Below are 16,281 nucleotides of genomic sequence, written 5' to 3'. Positions count from 1 at the left end.
CGGACCTCACGAGGTGGGCTGGAGAAGGCGGACCGCGTCGAGCGCGGTGAAGAACTGGTTCGTCATCCCCGGTGGACGCACGGCGATGCGGACCCAAGTGGAGTCGAGCCCCGGGAACGTGTCGGCCCGGCGTACGGCGACGCCGCGCTCCCTCAGCGCCGCATGAGCGCCCCGTCCCAACCGCGCCAGGACGAAGGGCGCCGCCGATGGCGCGTAGTCGATCCCGCGTCCGCGAAGACCGCCTTCGAGGAAGTCGCGCCAGCGCGCCAGCGTGGCCGCGCGGTCGCGGGCCTCGGGGGTCGCTGTCCGGCTGGTGCACGCGATCGTTGCCGCGATGGCCGGTGCCGAGACGGACCAAGGCGTTTGCCGGTCGGCCAACCAACGGACCTGCGTGCGATCGCCGACGATGTAGCCGACTCGGATGCCCGGGATGGACCAGTGCTTGGTGAGACTCCGGACGACCACCAGGCCCTTGAGTCGCTCGCGGGCCAGGGAGCCGGTCTCGCCGGGCACCGCGTCCATGAACGCCTCGTCGACCACGACGAGTCGACCTCTCCGGCGCAGACCGCGGAGCAGGTCTGCGGGGTGGAGGACACCGGTCGGATTGGTGGGATTGCCGATGACGACGAGATCGGCGTCATCAGGGATCGCGTCGGGGTCGAGCGCGAAGCCATTCGCCGGTCGGCACAGGACCGTCGTCACGGTGTGTCCGGCCTGCTCCAGCGCCGCATGCGGCTCGGTGAACTGGGGGTGTACGACGATGGGGCGCCGCCATGGGCGCAGCTGGGCGATCAACGTGAACGCCTCCGCGGCGCCGGCGGTCGGAAGGACCTCCTCGAGCTCTCGGCCGTGCCGCTGGGCGATCGCGGCGCGGGCCGGCTCGGCGTCGGGGTACGCCGCCGCCGCGGTGAGGCTCTCGCGCAGGGCGCGCTCCAACCAGGCCGGCCGGCCGCCGTCGTAGACGTTGACGGCGAAGTCCAAGAGCCCCTCCCCCGTCTCGACGTCGCCGTGATGGCGCAAAGGGTCGGCCACACGGTCACGGGGTCGCGTGACGGGCACCGCAGGCGGAGCGGGCGAGACCACGTGCATCGGCGCGGCGTAGACGGCGTCGGCGAACCGCTGGGCGAGCTGAGGGTGGCCGGCCCAATGGACGTGGAGGTACGACGCGTGGAGGTTCCCGCTGGCATAGCCGACTGGTTCGTCGTCGATCGCCCATGCCGCGCTCTCGCCGGCCGCCGGGGAGGTACGGGTGCGGTGGAACTCATGGCCGGTGACCTCCTCCCCTGCCTTGGTGAGGAGCGAGTCGGTCGCGGCGACCGCAGCCGGGTAACGCAGCACGAGCCGCCCTGCCATCGCAGCCGTGGCCGGGAGGATGCCCGCCATGGGTGCGCCGTCGAGCGACTCGGCCAGGTAGAGCAACCCGGCGCACTCGGCGACCGTCGGGATCCCGGCTGCCACGGCGCTACGCAGATCGTCCAGCAGACCACGGTTAGCGGCGAGCTCGGCGGCGTACACCTCGGGGAACCCGCCGCCGAGGTAGATGCCCTGCGTGCCAGCCGGAAGGGCCTGATCGACGAGCGGATCGAAGGTGACGACCTCGCAGCCGGCAGCGGTCAGGAGCTCTTCGGTCTCCGCGTAGCGGAACGTGAAGGCGCGCCCGCCGGCCATCGCGACGACTGGCCGGTGGTCGCTGGCGCCGACCGACATCACCTCTCGTGCGGGGCTCCACGACTCGGCGTCCAGATGCGGCGCCGAGCGGGCGACCTCGAGGATCGCGTCGAGGTCCAGGTGGCGGGCCACCTGCTCCCCGAGCTGTTCGATCATCCGGATGGAACCGTCCCGTTCGGCGGCGGGGACGAGCCCCAGGTGGCGTGAGGGTGTGGAGAGCCGGACGTCGCGCGGCATCACGCCAAGGACCGGCAGGCCCGTTTGCTCGAGCGAGCCGATGATCTCGGCGGTGTTGCGGTCCGATCCCGCCTGGTTGAGGACGACACCGGCCACCCGGACTCCGGCGTCGAACGTCGCCATGCCGAGGGCGATCGCCCCCGCGGAGCGGGACAGCTTGGCGACGTCGATCACGAGCACGACTGGCGTCCGGGTGAGTGTGGCGACGTGCGCGGTGGAGGCGAATCCGTCGGTGCCCAGTCGTCCGTCGTACAGGCCCATGACGCCCTCGATCACCGCGATGTCCGCGCCGGACGCACCGTGCAGCAACATCGGGACGAGCCGCTCCTCGCCCACGAGGTGCGGGTCGAGGTTGCGGCCGGGGCGGCCGGTCGCCAAGGCGTGGTAGCCGGGGTCGATGTAGTCCGGACCGACCTTGTGGCCGCTCACCTCGTGGCCGGCGATCCGCAGTGCCGCCATCAGGCCGGTGGCGATCGTGGTCTTCCCCTGTCCGGTCGACGGTGCTGCAACGACGAGCCGGGGCAGGGCTACCACTCGATGCCCCTCTGGCCCTTCTGGCCGACGTCCATCGGATGCTTGACCTTGCTCATCTCCGTGACTAGGTCGGCAGCCTCGACGAGTAGGGGATCGGCATTGCGGCCCGTGATGATCACGTGCTGGAAGCCCGGGCGGTTGGTCAGCGTCTCTACGACGTCCTGGACGTCCACCCAGCCCCACTTCATCGGGTAGGTGAACTCGTCGAGGATCAGCAGGTCGTGGCTCTCGTCGGCCAGGCGGCGCTTGATCTCCTGCCATCCCTGCAGAGCCGCGGTCTCGTGGTCTTCGGCGTCACCCTGCTTTCGGGTCCACGACCAGCCGGAACCCATCTTGTGCCACTCGACCGGGCCGCCCTCGCCCGTCTCCTCGTGCAGCCGGCCCAGTCGCTCCAGAACGGTCTGCTCGCCGATGCGCCATTTGGCCGACTTCACGAACTGGAAGACACCGATCTTCCAGCCCTGGTTCCACCCGCGGAGCGCGAGCCCGAAGGCGGCGGTGGACTTCCCCTTGCCGTCGCCGGTGTGCACCACCAGCAGTGGTCGGTTGCGACGCTGCTTCGTCGTCAGGCCGTCGTCGGGGACGACGGCGGGCTTGCCCTGGGGCATCAGGCCGCTCCCTTTTGCGTGCGGGATCGGACCGTGCCGGCCAGCGCCTCAGCACTGACCTCGGCCACGGGGAGGTGTTCGGCACGCAGCAGCTCGGCGAGTCGCAGTGCGAGGCCAAGACGCAGGGGGCCGCTCTCGCCGTCGATGACGACCGTCGTCACGCCGAGCCCGGCGACGTACTCCGCAGCCTGCTGTGACCGCGCGACAGCGTCTTTTCCGCCCGTCGCGCGACCGTCCGTGACCAGAACCAGGAGTGGTCGCAGTCGTGGATCGCGCATTCGCTCACGGGTCAGCACGCGAGCGGCTTCGAGCAGCCCTTCGGCCAGCGGCGTACGTCCCCCTGCCGGAACTTCGTCGAGCCGCGCTGCAGCGATGTCGACGGAGCGTGTGGGCGGCAGCGCGACCGTCGCCTCGGCGCCTCGGAAGGTGACCAGGCCGACCTTGTCACGGCGGCGGTAGGCGTCGAGCAGCAGCGAGAGGATCGCGGTCTTCACCTGGGACATCCGCTTACGCGCGGCCATAGAGCCGGAGGCGTCAACGCAGAAGAGCACAAGATTGGCCTCCCGACCCTCCCGCACGGCGACCCGGAGGTCCTCGTTGCGCAGCTCCACGCGTCCGGTCGTGCGGCCGCGCGAGGACTGCTTGCCAGCGGCCGCCAGCAGGGTCTCCACCAGGTGGAGCGAGCCGGTGGGCCCGTCCGGCAGCCGGGCGCCGACGCGGCGACCGGTGCTCGCGAGGGCTCGGCTGCGTCGTCCGGCCGCGCCCTCGCCGAGCCCCTGCACCTTCAGCAGTCGCGGTCGGTACGGCGCGGTGGCACGAACCGTCGAACCGGCCTCGGTGCCTGCGGGAGGCGTCATCGGCTGCTCGACGTCAGACTCGGCCGGAGTCTCCGCCAGAGTGTCGTCGGTCGGCGCCTGATCACTGTCGCCCTCACCGGCCTCGTCCCGCGGTCCGGCAGCCTGCGCCTGATCTGGTGTGTCGTCCTCGGGTGGGCTCTGCGGCTCATCGGGGGCCGGACCCTCCGGCGGCTCGGGCGGTAGCTCGTCGTCGCCCAGGACCTGGTCGAGTAGGTCATCGTCGAGACCGGGAGCATCGAAGGGGTTGCGGCGGCGCCGGTGCGGCAGCGCCAGCAGTGCGGCGCGTCGGATGTCGGCGCGGGTGACCTCATCGCGGCCCTCCCAGGCGGCGTGGGCGACCGCGGTGCGGGCGGTGACGATGTCGGCGCGAAGCCCGTCGACCTCGAACGTGGCACAGACTTCGGCGATCTTCATGAGCGCAGACTCGGTGAGCCGCACCTTGGCGAGACGCTCGCGGGCGGTCTCGACTCGCTCGGTTAGGGCGCGGTCGGCGTCGCGGTAGCGCGCGGTGAACGCGACCGGATCGGCGTCGTAGGCCATCCGCCGGCGCACGACCTCGGCGCGTAGCGCCGGCTCCCGGGGGGCGGCAACCTCGACGGTGAGCCCGAAGCGGTCGAGCAGCTGCGGGCGCAGTTCCCCCTCCTCGGGGTTCATCGTGCCGATCAGCACGAACCGGGCTGCGTGCTCGACCGATACGCCGTCGCGCTCGACGGTGACCTGACCCATTGCCGCGGCATCTAGGAGCAGGTCGACGAGGTGGTCGTGCAGCAGGTTGACCTCGTCGACGTAGAGGATGCCGCGGTGTGCTCTCGCGAGCAGTCCGGGCTCGTACTCCACCTTGCCGTGTGACAGCGCCCGCTCGAGGTGGAGGGAGCCGAGGACTCGGTCCTCGGTCGCGCCTACGGGTAGTTCGACGAGCCGCACCGGACGGACGATGGTCTCCGTCTCGGTGCCGAACGGGCCGTCGGGCGATGTGGCTGCCGGGTCGGCAGGGTCCACGGAGAACCTGTCGGCCGCGTACACATCGATGGGCGGCAGCACGGCGGCCAGCGCCCGCACCGTTGTCGACTTCGCGGTGCCCTTCTCGCCCCGCACGAGCACGCCACCGATCTCCGGCGAGATCGTCGTGAGGACGAGCGCGAGGCCCATGTCGTCCAGGGCGTCGGTCTCGCAACCGAGGACGGCTGAAAATGGGTAGTGCTGTGGCATGTGAGGCTCCCGCTCTGTTCGCCAGCAGTGACTGGTCGGGCGGGAGGCCGGTCTTCGGACTTGCCGAGTCCTCCGCTCAACTCGTGAGTGGAGGCTCGGTTCACCGCAGCGGGCCTGTGCCGGAATCTCACCGGCTTCCCAGATTCTCCCCGTCCGCCGTCCCCACCGTTTCCGATGGCTGGGCCGTTGGGGCACCTCTCGCCTTGCGGGGCTCACGATAGCGTCTGCTCGCGTGATCACTGTGGTGGGTATCGGCGCCGACGGCTGGGACGGTGTGCCGGAGGTTGGCCGGGCCTGGGTCGAGCGAGCCCGCGTGGTGCTCGGTGGGCGCCGGCACCTCGACCTCCTGCCCGACGTGCCGGGGCAGCGCCGCGAGCCCTGGCCCTCCCCGATGCGTGACCGGTTGCCGGCGCTGCTCGCGTCCCTGGCGGACGAGGCGGCGGGCGGGCATGTCGTCGCCCTGGCGTCCGGCGACCCGCTGGTGTCGGGGATCGCCACGACCTTCATGGACCTGCTCGGGCCTGACGAGGTGACTGTCGTCCCGGGGATCTCCTCAGTCGCCCTCGCACGGGCGGCGATGCGCTGGTCGGCGGAGAGCCATGCGGTCGTGAGCGTGGTGGGTCGCGACGTCGCGCTGGTGCGCCGCGAGCTCGCCCCTGGCCGTCGGATCCTGGTTCTCTCGTCCGATGAACACACGCCGAGGGATGTGGCGGCGCTGCTGGTCGCGGAGGGGTACGGCGACAGTGAGCTCACCGTCCTCGGCGACCTGGGCGGACGCGAGCAGAGCTCTTTCCTGTTCGACAAGGCCGTCATCCTCACCGGCAAGGAGTTCGACCTCCCTCGGCTCAACGTCGTCGCGATTGACTGCGTCGGCCCGAGCCTCGGCGGCTGGGTCGCCGGTCTGCCCGACGACGCCTTCGAGCACGACGGCCAGCTGACCAAGCGCGACCTGCGCGCCAGCGCTCTCGCCCGGCTCTCCCCGACCCCGGGCGAGCACCTGTGGGATGTCGGCGCCGGAGCCGGCTCGGTCGGGATCGAGTGGATGCGCGCCCACCCGTCCTGCACGACGACGGCGGTCGAGGCGGACGCCGACCGTGCTGCGCGGATCAGCCGCAACGCCACGAGTCTCGGTGTGCCGGGGCTCGAGGTCGTGCACGGACGGGCCCCCGGCGCGCTCGCCGGGCTCCGCCCGCCGGACGCCATCTTCATCGGCGGCGGCGCCACCCGCGACGGGGTGATCGACGCCTGCCTGACGGCGCTGCGACCGGCCGGCCGGCTGGTCGTGCACGGCGTGACGCTCGAGACCGAGATGCTGCTCGGTCGGCTCTACCGGGAGCACGGCGGTGAGCTGACCCGAGTCTCGGTCGAGACCAGTGCACCGGTCGGCGCCTTCACCGGGTGGACCCCGGCCCGTACCGTCACGCAGTGGGCACTGACGCGCTGACGCCGTACCTCTCCTCATGCAGGACGCTCGCCAACGGCGAGCGGTGCCGCCAGCCGTAGCGCTCCAGGTCAGGCACGTCCGGTAGCTCCGAGACGGCGCCGACGCAGAGCCACGCCACCGGCCGTACGCGCTCCGGCATGCCGACGAGGTCGCGCAGGAACTCCTCGCGGTAGAAACTGACCCACCCCACCCCGACGCCCTCGGCGGTCGCGGCGAGCCAGAGGTTCTGGATGGCGCAGACCACCGAGTAGAGCCCGGCGTCGGCGATGGCGTGTCGCCCGAGCACCCTCGGCCCGCCGCGGGTCGGGTCGTAGCCGACCACGATCCCGAGCCGCGACTCGCGGATCCCTTCGACCTTGATCCGCGAGAACGTCTCGGCGCGCTCACCGCTGAGCGTCGCCGCGAATGCGTCCCGCTCGAGCGCGACGTGGTCGGCGAAAGCGCTGAGCGCGTCCGGCGAGCGGACCAGCACGAAGTCCCACGGTTGGCTCATCCCGACACTCGGTGCACAGTGAGCCGCCGACAGCAGCCGCTCCAGCACCTCGGCGGCCAACGGCTCACCTGTGAATTCTCGGCGAGTGTCACGACGACGGTTGATGACGTCGTAGAGCTCCATCAGAGCCCCCGATCGCCGCGTCGCTTCGAGCTCCGGTCGCGGGCCGCGTCGTAGAGATAGGACTCGCCGCCCTCGCGGGCCAGCGCCCAGCCGACCAGGATCACGGCCGCCTGGCGCAGCCCTGCCGCCTCCACCACCTCCGAGATGGTCGCCACCGTGCCACGCAGCACCTGCTCCCCGGGCTGGCTGGCGCGGTAGACGACGGCCACCGGGCAGTCCTCGCCGTACTCCGGTTCGACCTCGGCCATCAGCGCCCGCACTCGCGTGATCGCCAGATGCAGCACGAGCGTCGAGCGGGTCGCAGCGAACGCCGCCAGCGACTCGGACTCCGGCATCGCGGTAGAGCGGGCCTGGATGCGGGTCAGCACCACCGACTGCGCCACCAGCGGCACCGTCAGCTCGCTCCCGACCAGCGCAGCAGCGGCAGCATAGGCGGGCACCCCGGGCGTCACCGACCAGGCAACCCCGGCAGCATCGAGCCGGCGGGTCTGCTCGTGCAGCGCGGAATAGAGAGACGGGTCGCCGGACGTCAATCGCACCACCGTCTGCCCCGCGCCAGCTGCGCCGACCATCCGCGCGACCATCGTGTCGAGGTCGAGGTCTTGGGTGTCGACGAGCTCTGCGCTCGGGCCGACGTGGGCGAGCACGTCGGGATCGAGGTAGGTGCCGGGATAGAGCACCAGGTCCGCCTGCGCCAGCAGGTGCGTCGCGCGCACGGTCAGCAGGTCGGCCGCGCCCGGTCCGGCGCCGACGAAGTGGACGGCAGCACTCACCGCACGTACCTCGGCGTCCACACGCCGGCGCGGCTCACCCGCGTGCTCTCGGCACCCACGATCAGCAGGCACTTCATGTCGATCGTCTCCGGGTCCAGGTCGGCCAGCGTCGTGACGGTCAGCGACTCCTCGTCGCGCCCGACGTCGCGCCCGACGATGACGACGGTCTCTGGCTTGCGGTGTTCCAGCAGGACACGGTGGGCGGTGGCTATCTGCTCGGTCCGGGAGCGGGAGGCCGGGTTGTAGATCGCTAGCACGAGGTCGGCGTCGGCGATGGCGCGGAGGCGCCGTTCCACGACCTCCCACGCCTTGAGCCTGTCGGAGAGCGAGACGACGGCGAAGTCTGCCCCGATGGGCGCACCGGCACGGGCGGCCACCGCCTGCACGGCGCTGACCCCCGGCAGCACCCGGATCGGCACGCCCGCGTACGCCGGGTCCTCGGCCGCCTCGAAGACGGCTGCTGCCATCCCGAAGACGCCAGCGTCGCCGCCTGAGACGACCGCGACCCTCTCCCCCGCTTTGGCCAGGTCGAGCGCGACACGAGCCCGGTCGACCTCTACGGTGTTGCCCGACGCGTGGCGGGTCAGTCCGGCACGCTGCGGGACGCGAGCCACGTACGGGGCGTAGCCGACCACGTGGTCGACCTCGCCCAACGCCGCCGAGGCTTCTGGCGTGAGCCAGTGGTCGGGGCCGGGACCGAGGCCGACGACCAGGAGTTCAGCGGTCCGCTCGTCGTGTGTCGCGGCGGATCCACTGGGCTCCGCGTCGCGAGCGCGCAGCCGGTCAGCGGTCGGCCGGTTGGCCGTGTCGCCAGGGACGACGATTAGGGAGAAGTAGGGCACGGAGTCCGGGTCGACCTCGGCGACGGGCAGCCAACGCTCCTCGGACTGCGACGCCCGCTCGACGTACCAAGCGCCCTCGAGCCGCCCGGCCTGCGCCAGCGCTGAGCGCACGGCCGGAAACGTCCGGCCGAGCTTCATGATGACGGCGGCTTCCGTGTCCGCCAGCCGTCTCGCAAGCTCCGGCTCGGGCAGGGTTCCAGGGAGGACGGTCAGGACGTCTGTCTGTCGAACCAGCGGGCCAGAGCTACCAGAGATCGCCGCTGTCGCCGCCGCGAAGGCGGGCACGCCCGGCACCACCTCGGTCGGGTAGATCTCCTTAAACCGGTCGTGGAGGTACATCGACGAGCCGTAGAAGAGGGGATCGCCCTCCGAGAGCAGAACCACGTCGCGACCGGCGTCGAGGTGATCCGAGAGCCGCACCGCGCAGGACTCGTAGAAGTCGGCCATCGCCCCGACATACCCACCGGGGTGGTTCGTGGTGCCGGTGGTGACCGGGTAGCGCAGCTCCTCCTCGATGGCGTCGGCCGGAATGACGCCGTCGGCGATGCGGCGTGCGTGGGACTTCTTCTTCACGCCAGCGTGGTACGCGACGACGTCGGACGCGCCGATGATCCGAGCGGCTCTCAGCGTCATGAGCTCCGGGTCGCCGGGGCCGATGCCGACAACCGTGAAACGGCCGGTCATTCTGCCTCCTGCGCGAGAGCGTTGAGTGCTGACGAGGTCATCGCCGATCCACCGCGACGGCCGCGGACGGTCGCGTAGGGGATGTCGATGCCGTGCTCGGCGTGGAGGTCCACGAGAGCCTGCTTGGACTCGGCAGCACCGATGAAGCCGACCGGGCAGCCCACGATCGCCGCGGGTCGTGGGCCCCCGTCGAGAATCATCTCCAGTAGGTGGAACAGTGCAGTCGGAGCGTTGCCGATGGCGACAACGGCACCGTCTAGTCGCGGCCCCCACAGTGAGACGGCAGCGGCGGTACGGGTGGTACGCCACTCGCGGGCCAGCCCGGGCACCCGCGGGTCGTTGAGCAGGCAGACGACGTCGTTGTCCTTCGGCAGTCGGCTCCGGGTGACGCCGGTCGCGACCATGGTCGCATCGCACAGGATCGGCGCGCCCGACTCCAGCGCGGCCCGGGCAGTCGACACCATCTGCGGATGCACGATCAAGTCATCAGCGAGGTCGACCTGCCCGCTGCCGTGGATCATGCGGACGGCGAGCTTCTCGGCATCGGCCGGCACGGCCCGCAGGTCGGCCTCTCGCCGGATGGTGGCGAAGGAGTCGACATAGATGGCGGGTCCGGAGTCGACGTACTCGTAGTGGCGCGTTGGCCTGCGCAGGTTGGTCATCTGCTCTCCTCGGGAATGAGCACGCCACGCCACGGTGTGACAATCACGTGATCGACTGCTGCGGTCAGGTCTTCGATGACCTGTTGGTCGAGACCGGTCTCGGAAACCTCGACATGACGCCCACCGGGCACCGCCCCGAATGGCAACGGTTCCGCCGGGTCAGGGAGGCCTGGATCGGACGCTCTCGGTACGGCGAGGGCCTCGGCCAGCTCCGACACGTGCCAGGCCGCGCCCGGCCCGCACCCTCGGCATACGACGAACTCATGCGCCAGCTCCGCGATCCGCCCTGCCGCCTCCGCGAGCTCCACGGTCGCCCCCCACCCGGTCCCGATCCGTAGCTGAGCCCAGGTCGAGTCCAGCGCGACCAGCCCCAGGTCGCAGCTGCGAGCCAGTAGATCGCCGCGTCCGTCGTCGAGCACGAACAGGAACCGGCCCGACAGGGCCGCGAGATCCGGGTCAGCGCACAACCGGTCGTCCAGCTCACGTGCAACCGCTCGGAGGTCGGCGCGACCCCCGGCCAAACCGGTTTGCGGGGACACCATCACATTGCGGACCAGTTCATGGGTCCTGCTGGGCAGGAGGCCCGTTCGCTCGAGGGCGGCGAGCGCCTCGGATGACAACCGGCCTTCGAAGCCGGGGAAGGCACGCACCTGAAGATTCGCCCGCGACGTCGTGTGCACGCGTCCGTCGCCGTACTCCTCAGCGACCTCGACGAGCGACCTCAGCGCTCTCGCGGGAACCCTGCCCCCGATCAGTCGAAGCCGTACGAGAAGGCCGTCCGCAGCCCGCCACGGCCGGAGGGCGCCAGGACACCGGTCGGCGCGAGTGCGGGAGGCTGACACTGCCAGGACCTATCTGGTCAGGGACCCTGTCGCGGAGTCCACGTACGACCTGGCGACGGTTGTCACCAGTGCCAGCAGGTCTTCGGACTCGGGATCAACCGGTGCGAGGCACCTTCCCAGAGCATCGCTCCAGTGGCGTGTTGCCTCGCCCGTCACCCTCACCGCTGCGCGTCAGTCCCGGAATCTCACCGGGTTCCCTGACTCCACGAGTGGAGTACGACTGGCGCCCACACACTAGCGCCTCCCACTCACGCGACCGATGGGGCGAACCCGCGGAGACCTCCGCCCCGCTTGCTGCAGGCCTGTCAGGGTGCGGATCGGCCATCGCCGGGACCGCTCTGACCAGGCAATGGAAGAGGTTGGAAGACCAACGAGAGCCAACGAGAACTACGACATCTGATCCCGCGCGGGGCTAAGTCCGCCGCGCCTCCAAAGGCCCGAGACATCGGCGCCATTCCGGTCACGCCTCGGTTCGCTGGCTATGGACCGCGTCGTCACTCGGGCCCCCTCGGGCCGCGCCTCGCTTCGCGACCACCGCGGTTTCTGGGTCACGAAAGCGCGACACAAGCCGGAATGGCTCAAATGACGAGTGACCCGTGACCTGCGTTTCCGCAGGTCACGGGCCAGTTTTCAGTAGCGGGGGCAGGATTTGAACCTGCGACCTCTGGATTTGAGGTCGCGACCCCAGATGGCGACGAGGCGGCTACAGGTCGCGAGGTAACAACTGCACACCTTCAAGGCGAGGGCACCCGACCCCGTCACGAGGGAGCAACTATGAACACCACGATCACCCCGCGGACGACCGTCGCCGACCTGGTCGGGTTCTGGGTGGAGCAGCTGCGAGCCGAGCAACGGCTCGACCGGACAACGATCGATGAGTACGAGCGCGTCCTGCGCAATCTCGTCATTCCCAGAATTGGCGCTCTGATCATCAGTGAGGTCGCGAAAGGCCGGATCAACGAGGTGCTTCTCGAACTGGGAGAACAGAGCCTGAACCGCCAGCGCAAGGCAAAGGTCGTCTTGGGCGCGATGCTGGACACCGCGGTCGCGCTCGGCGCGCTGACCGCTAATCCGGTACGAGGGTCGCTAAGCATCAGCCGACCCGCGCCTGACCATCCGTCGCTCACCGAAGTTGAACTCGAGTCCGTGCGCACAGCGGTGCACGCATGGCTCAGCAAGGAGCGCTCAGGGCCGAAGTCATCGGGCAACATCGCCGACATCATCGAGGTGATGCTCGCGACCGGGGCGCGGATCGGCGAGGTGCTCGCGCTCCGCTGGCGTGACATCGACCTTGGGGCGAGGGTCGTCGAGATCAACGCGACGATCAAGACGGAGTCTGGCGTGGGGACCTACCGGAAGCCGATCGCCCGTCCGCGCCTGGTCGCCCTGCCTGAGTCAGCGGCAATGATGCTTCAAACTCGCCGCCGCGACATGCCGGACAACTTCCTCGATGCCGTTTTCCCTACCCGGAACGTGACGTGGCAGCAGGTCAACAACGTCGAGCGCCGGTGGCGACAGATTCGCCGTGAGGCTGGTCTTGGGTGGGTCACGCCCGAGTTGTTCCGTCGAGGTGTCTCAACGACCGAGCCGACACGCGAGCTGCCCAGCTGATGCTAGACAACCGCGTCGTCATCGCTTTCGCGATCCAGGGTCGCGAACAGTTCCTCCTCTCTGTCCGCCGGCCGGTTCGCGAGAAGCGCGCCGTCCGGCTCGGACGGCCGCAGCGTTCGTTCGAGGTGCATGGCGGGCGTGGGATCGATCGCACGGTCCGGCTCGATGTAGTGACCCTCCGTGATCACGGTGGAAGTGTGCCCGAGGAATGCTGCCGCAGCGTCGGTCCCGATCCCACGCGCGATCACGGTCGCTCCGGTCCGCCGGTACCAGCGCAGACTGATGCCGCTGCCACCGAGGCCGGCGAGCTGCAGAAACTCTCGGAACGTGCGGCGGACGTTGTACGGGCTGAGGGCGCTGCCGTTGCGGCTGGCGAAGATGGTCCGGCTACCGGCGCTGCTGGGCATGCCAGCGATGCGACGTCGCAGCACGTCGGCGGCGAACTCGGGGACGGGGATGCACCGGATGGACGCGTCGGTCTTGGGTCGCGGCTGTCTCTCGGCGCCGCTCCCCTTGCGTTGGACGACGGTGCCGTTGACGCTGGCGATCATCCCGGTGGGGAGGTCTTCGATGTCGCTGGGGCGCAGCGCGAGAACCTCACCCGGACGCATCGCGGTGCCGAGCAGGACCTCGATGATGTCCCGGACCTGGCCATCCGGCTTGGGCCCGGGGAGTCCTGGTTCGGTGCGCCACGAAGCTCCTGCCTCCCGGATCGCAGCGATCTGCTCGATCGTCAGCGCTTGCGGTGTGGCCTTGGCCCGTCGCAGCTGCGACGTTCCTTCGACCGGGTTGCGAGCGATGGCGTCGTGTCGCAACGCGAAGGCGAAGAGCAGGTTGAGCATGGTGCGGCTCTGCTTGGCCTGCGAGGGCGAGACCTTCGCCTGTCTCGCGAGGAACCATTCGACTCGGCCGGTCGTCACCTCGACGAGCGTGTAGTGCTCGAAGGCCGGTCGGACGTGCAGCCGCAGGCAGGCCCGGTAGTTCTCCTTGGTGTTGCCGGCCAGGTCACGTTGCTCGAGGTCGGTCAGCCACAGGTCAGCGAGATCGGCAAAGGAGCTCGTGGGCCGCAGCACGCCGGCGCTCGGGAGGGACGGGCGCTCGCGGATGCGCTCGAGCAGCCGAGTCCGCGCGGCCGCTGCGGTAGGCCCCGACGCTCTCACCTGGCGGAGGCGACCGTCGAGGTCGCGGACTCTGGTCTCGGCCACGACGCGGCCACTGTCGCGGCGGGTGTTGATGGCACCGTGGGTGCCGATCGGGGTGCGTGGTCTTCCGGTGCGCATCAGCCGGCCTGTCGGGGGTGTCGCTCGGCGTCGTCGTCCTCAAGTTGGGCGAGCCAGGAGTCGATCTCGCTGACCCGGAACCGGAGCTCACGGCCGACGCGGAACCCGCGTGGGCCACGACCCTGGCTGCGCAGGTCGTACAGGGTCTGGACGGTGACGCCGAGCTGGGAGGCGAGTTGGGACAGGGTGAGGACGGGGCCGAGCCCGGTCTCGGAGGGTGTTGTGGTCGTCATACAGACCAGGTGTGCGAGCCGCGCCTTGGCCGGCCGAGACCGGCCAAGGCGGGCCGAGTACCCCTTGCGTCCGATCGACTTAGTGCTGACTTTCCGCTGAGTTGCCATTGCCTTCTCCTGATTTCAGGATCCGTGCAGGCTTCTGACCAGCGAGTTTGGTGGAGCTGAGGGGATTCGAACCCCTGACCTTCTCATTGCGAACGAGACGCGCTACCAACTGCGCCACAGCCCCAGGTTGTTGCGGTGCGAAACGTTAGCACCGGACCCCGGTGGGGGCCGAATCGGGTCAGGAGGGGATGAGGGCGGCCTCGAGGCGGGCGAGGGCGGTGCGAGCGTAGGGGTTCCACATCCGCTCGAAGAGCGGCATCGCGGCGCTGCCGAGGGCGCCGCGCGGGTGGACCACCCAGGACCAGGTGACGCGGACGCCGGTGCCGGCGGGGGCGAAGGCGAAGCGGCCGTCGACCGAGGTGGCGAGCAGGCCCATCGGGCCGGTGAGTCGGTAGGCGAACGCGTGCGGGCGGTCGACCTCGGTGAGCGTCACGCGGAGGGTGCAGCCGGCGGCGTCCCACTGCTCCTGGTCACGCACCAGCTTGACGGGCGGGATGGCGGCGTACCGGTGCACGAAGCGGTACGCCAGCGTGGTGTCGAACGAGCGCGCGACCCCTCGGACGATCAGGAGCCGGTGGCGCGCTCGCCGGACTCGCGTGCCTCGCGGGCCGCGCGGTCAGCCTGGTCGGCCTGGTCGGCCTCGCGGGCGAGGGCCGCGTCGGCCTCGGTGCGGCCGGACGTCCAGACGCCGGTGCCCTCGAGGTCGATGGTGCGGACGGTACGGCGGGTGGCGGCCGGCTTGCCGACGTACGTCGGGAGGGTGACCGGCACCGGGTCCCACAGCGCCGGGTCGACGACCGCGGCCATGCCCGCGGAGGTGTCGGCCATCGGGTCGACCTCGTCGGAGACCTCCTCCTCGACGAGCACCCTGCCGTCGACCCGGTCCTCGGGCGCCTCGACCTCGTCCTCGGAGGGCTTCTCCACCGGGATCCGGGAGGACGGCGCGACCATCCGGCGACGCTCGCCCCTGACCATGATCCGGCAGGTCACCAGCCAGGCGACCAGGATGCCTGCCGGGATGGCGACGTACCACCAGGCGATGACGCCGAACCCCGCGACGCCGGCGGTCGCGAGGTTCGCCACGAGAACGAGCACCAGCACGTTCCGACGCCGCTTGGTCGCCCGCTTCGCCGCTGCGCGCTGGGCCCGGATCCGGTCCGGGGTGACGGGGACTTCGGTGACGGGGGTGGCCTCGGCGGCCGGGCGGCCGGGGGTGACGACGAGCCGCGCGCTCTTCTTGCTGACCGGCTCGCGCCGCGCCAGCACCCGCATCGAGTGCGAGAACCGCTCGACCGAGCGGCTGCGCGCCACGTCGTCGTGGTGGCGGAGCGCCTTCGGGACGAGGTAGACGGCCCACGCCACGGCGAGGGCGACGAAGATCAGTGCGCTCAGGTCCACGAGTCAGAGGTTAGGAGCGCTACCTCACGCCGTGACGGAGGTCAACAGGTGTGTCGTGAAATCACTCGTGTGACTCGTGGGATGCGAGCCGGGCGAGCAGGCCCTCCGGACACTCCTCCCGGGTGACCGCGTAGAGGCGGTGGTCGCGCCAGTCGCCGTCGATGTGGAGCAGCCTCGGGGCGTAGCCGATCTCCCGCAGCCCGAGCTTCTCCACCACCCGCAGGGAGTTGGAGTTCTCCGGCCGGATCGCCACCTCGATCCGGTGCAGGCCGGCCGTCGTGAGGCAGTGGTCGACGACCAGCGCGAGCGCCCGGGGCATCACGCCGCGGCCGGCGTACTGCCGGTCCAGCCAGTAGCCGATCGAGGCGAACTGCGCCGAGCCGCGCACGATGTTGTTGACGGTGATCTGTCCGGCGAACCGGCCGGCCACGTCGATCGCGAAGGGGTACGTCGTCCCGGCCCGTGCCTGCCTGTGCAGCCGCCGCACCAGCGACCGGAACGTCGAGGGCCGCGCGGACGCGCCCGGCGGCACGGTCGCGTCCCACGGGCGGAGCCAGGCCGCGCTGCGGCGGCGGGCGTCGCGCCAGGCGCGGGCGTCCCGGTAGGCCAGGGGGCGGACGGTCACCTCGTCCGAGGTGAGCCAGGCGGGCCACCCGTCGGTCATGCCCGTTCGAT

Annotated in this window: 15 protein-coding genes, 1 tRNA gene and 2 riboswitches; of the genes, 2 read left to right on the top strand and 14 right to left on the bottom strand. The window is 70.6% G+C overall.

Going from position 1 to position 16,281, the window contains the following annotated elements:
* Positions 1-6 precede the first annotated feature (6 nt).
* The 3 genes from ACYVKX_RS11625 to ACYVKX_RS11615 are packed head-to-tail and all read right to left on the bottom strand — an operon-like array spanning position 7 to position 5,113.
* Positions 7-2,439 (bottom strand): cobyrinate a,c-diamide synthase, encoded by a 2,433-nt coding sequence (locus ACYVKX_RS11625; RefSeq protein WP_460832258.1) that lies wholly within the window; start codon positions 2,437-2,439, stop codon positions 7-9.
* Positions 2,433-3,047, bottom strand: a complete 615-nt coding sequence (gene cobO, locus ACYVKX_RS11620; RefSeq protein WP_246298455.1) for a cob(I)yrinic acid a,c-diamide adenosyltransferase — start codon at positions 3,045-3,047, stop codon at positions 2,433-2,435. The genes ACYVKX_RS11625 and cobO overlap by 7 nt, the downstream gene beginning before the upstream one ends.
* Positions 3,047-5,113 (bottom strand): VWA domain-containing protein, encoded by a 2,067-nt coding sequence (locus ACYVKX_RS11615; RefSeq protein ID WP_460832253.1) that lies wholly within the window; start codon positions 5,111-5,113, stop codon positions 3,047-3,049. Before ACYVKX_RS11615 ends, cobO begins: the two co-directional genes overlap by 1 nt.
* A gap of 29 nt (positions 5,114-5,142) precedes the next feature.
* Positions 5,143-5,289, bottom strand: a riboswitch (cobalamin riboswitch).
* 56 nt (positions 5,290-5,345) lie between these two features.
* Here ACYVKX_RS11615 and cbiE point away from each other — a divergent pair.
* Positions 5,346-6,557 carry a precorrin-6y C5,15-methyltransferase (decarboxylating) subunit CbiE gene (gene cbiE / locus ACYVKX_RS11610; RefSeq protein WP_460832250.1) on the top strand — a complete coding sequence of 404 codons (1,212 nt, stop codon included), beginning with the start codon at positions 5,346-5,348 and terminating at the stop codon, positions 6,555-6,557.
* On the opposite strand, the gene bluB is transcribed toward cbiE, so the two are convergent.
* The 5 genes from bluB to ACYVKX_RS11585 are packed head-to-tail and all read right to left on the bottom strand — an operon-like array spanning position 6,532 to position 10,976.
* Complete coding sequence (gene bluB, locus ACYVKX_RS11605; protein ID WP_460832248.1) at positions 6,532-7,173, bottom strand: 5,6-dimethylbenzimidazole synthase; 642 nt, start codon at positions 7,171-7,173, stop codon at positions 6,532-6,534. The two genes, cbiE and bluB, sit on opposite strands and share 26 nt — an antisense overlap.
* The gene (gene cobM / locus ACYVKX_RS11600) at positions 7,173-7,946 is read right to left on the bottom strand and encodes a precorrin-4 C(11)-methyltransferase (RefSeq protein ID WP_460832245.1); all 774 of its coding nucleotides are present in this window, start codon (positions 7,944-7,946) and stop codon (positions 7,173-7,175) included. The genes bluB and cobM overlap by 1 nt, the downstream gene beginning before the upstream one ends.
* On the bottom strand, positions 7,943-9,472 hold the full coding sequence (gene cobJ, locus ACYVKX_RS11595) for a precorrin-3B C(17)-methyltransferase (protein WP_460832242.1): 1,530 nt from the start codon (positions 9,470-9,472) through the stop codon (positions 7,943-7,945). Before cobJ ends, cobM begins: the two co-directional genes overlap by 4 nt.
* Entirely contained in the window at positions 9,469-10,134 is a 666-nt protein-coding gene (locus tag ACYVKX_RS11590; RefSeq protein ID WP_224131692.1) for a precorrin-8X methylmutase, read from the bottom strand. The genes cobJ and ACYVKX_RS11590 overlap by 4 nt, the downstream gene beginning before the upstream one ends.
* Positions 10,131-10,976, bottom strand: coding sequence for a nitrite reductase (locus ACYVKX_RS11585; RefSeq protein ID WP_460832240.1), 846 nt, complete (start codon positions 10,974-10,976; stop codon positions 10,131-10,133). Before ACYVKX_RS11585 ends, ACYVKX_RS11590 begins: the two co-directional genes overlap by 4 nt.
* A gap of 56 nt (positions 10,977-11,032) precedes the next feature.
* A riboswitch (cobalamin riboswitch) is annotated at positions 11,033-11,216 on the bottom strand.
* A 534-nt stretch (positions 11,217-11,750) separates the two neighbouring features.
* Here ACYVKX_RS11585 and ACYVKX_RS11580 point away from each other — a divergent pair.
* Positions 11,751-12,587: a tyrosine-type recombinase/integrase gene (locus tag ACYVKX_RS11580; RefSeq protein ID WP_460832238.1), complete on the top strand. Its 837-nt coding sequence runs from the start codon at positions 11,751-11,753 to the stop codon at positions 12,585-12,587.
* A gap of 2 nt (positions 12,588-12,589) precedes the next feature.
* Here the strand turns inward: ACYVKX_RS11580 and ACYVKX_RS11575 are convergent, their stop codons facing one another.
* The 6 genes from ACYVKX_RS11575 to ACYVKX_RS11550 all read right to left on the bottom strand — a co-directional run bounded on the left by ACYVKX_RS11575 (position 12,590) and on the right by ACYVKX_RS11550 (position 16,270).
* Positions 12,590-13,660, bottom strand: a complete 1,071-nt coding sequence (locus tag ACYVKX_RS11575) for a site-specific integrase (protein ID WP_460832235.1) — start codon at positions 13,658-13,660, stop codon at positions 12,590-12,592.
* A 206-nt stretch (positions 13,661-13,866) separates the two neighbouring features.
* Entirely contained in the window at positions 13,867-14,100 is a 234-nt protein-coding gene (locus tag ACYVKX_RS11570) for a helix-turn-helix transcriptional regulator (protein WP_460832231.1), read from the bottom strand.
* Between the two features lie 156 nt (positions 14,101-14,256).
* A tRNA-Ala gene (locus ACYVKX_RS11565) sits at positions 14,257-14,332 on the bottom strand.
* 54 nt (positions 14,333-14,386) lie between these two features.
* Positions 14,387-14,722, bottom strand: coding sequence for an SRPBCC family protein (locus ACYVKX_RS11560; RefSeq protein ID WP_460832229.1), 336 nt, complete (start codon positions 14,720-14,722; stop codon positions 14,387-14,389).
* A gap of 50 nt (positions 14,723-14,772) precedes the next feature.
* Positions 14,773-15,606, bottom strand: coding sequence for a divisome protein SepX/GlpR (gene sepX, locus ACYVKX_RS11555; protein ID WP_460832225.1), 834 nt, complete (start codon positions 15,604-15,606; stop codon positions 14,773-14,775).
* Positions 15,607-15,667: 61 nt separating this feature from the next.
* Positions 15,668-16,270: a GNAT family N-acetyltransferase gene (locus ACYVKX_RS11550; protein WP_460832222.1), complete on the bottom strand. Its 603-nt coding sequence runs from the start codon at positions 16,268-16,270 to the stop codon at positions 15,668-15,670.
* Between the last annotated feature and the right edge of the window lie 11 nt (positions 16,271-16,281).

The sequence above is a fragment of the Nocardioides hungaricus genome (assembly GCF_054782915.1).
Note: the sequence above shows the minus strand (reverse complement) of the source record. Positions and strands in the feature narration are given on the sequence as shown.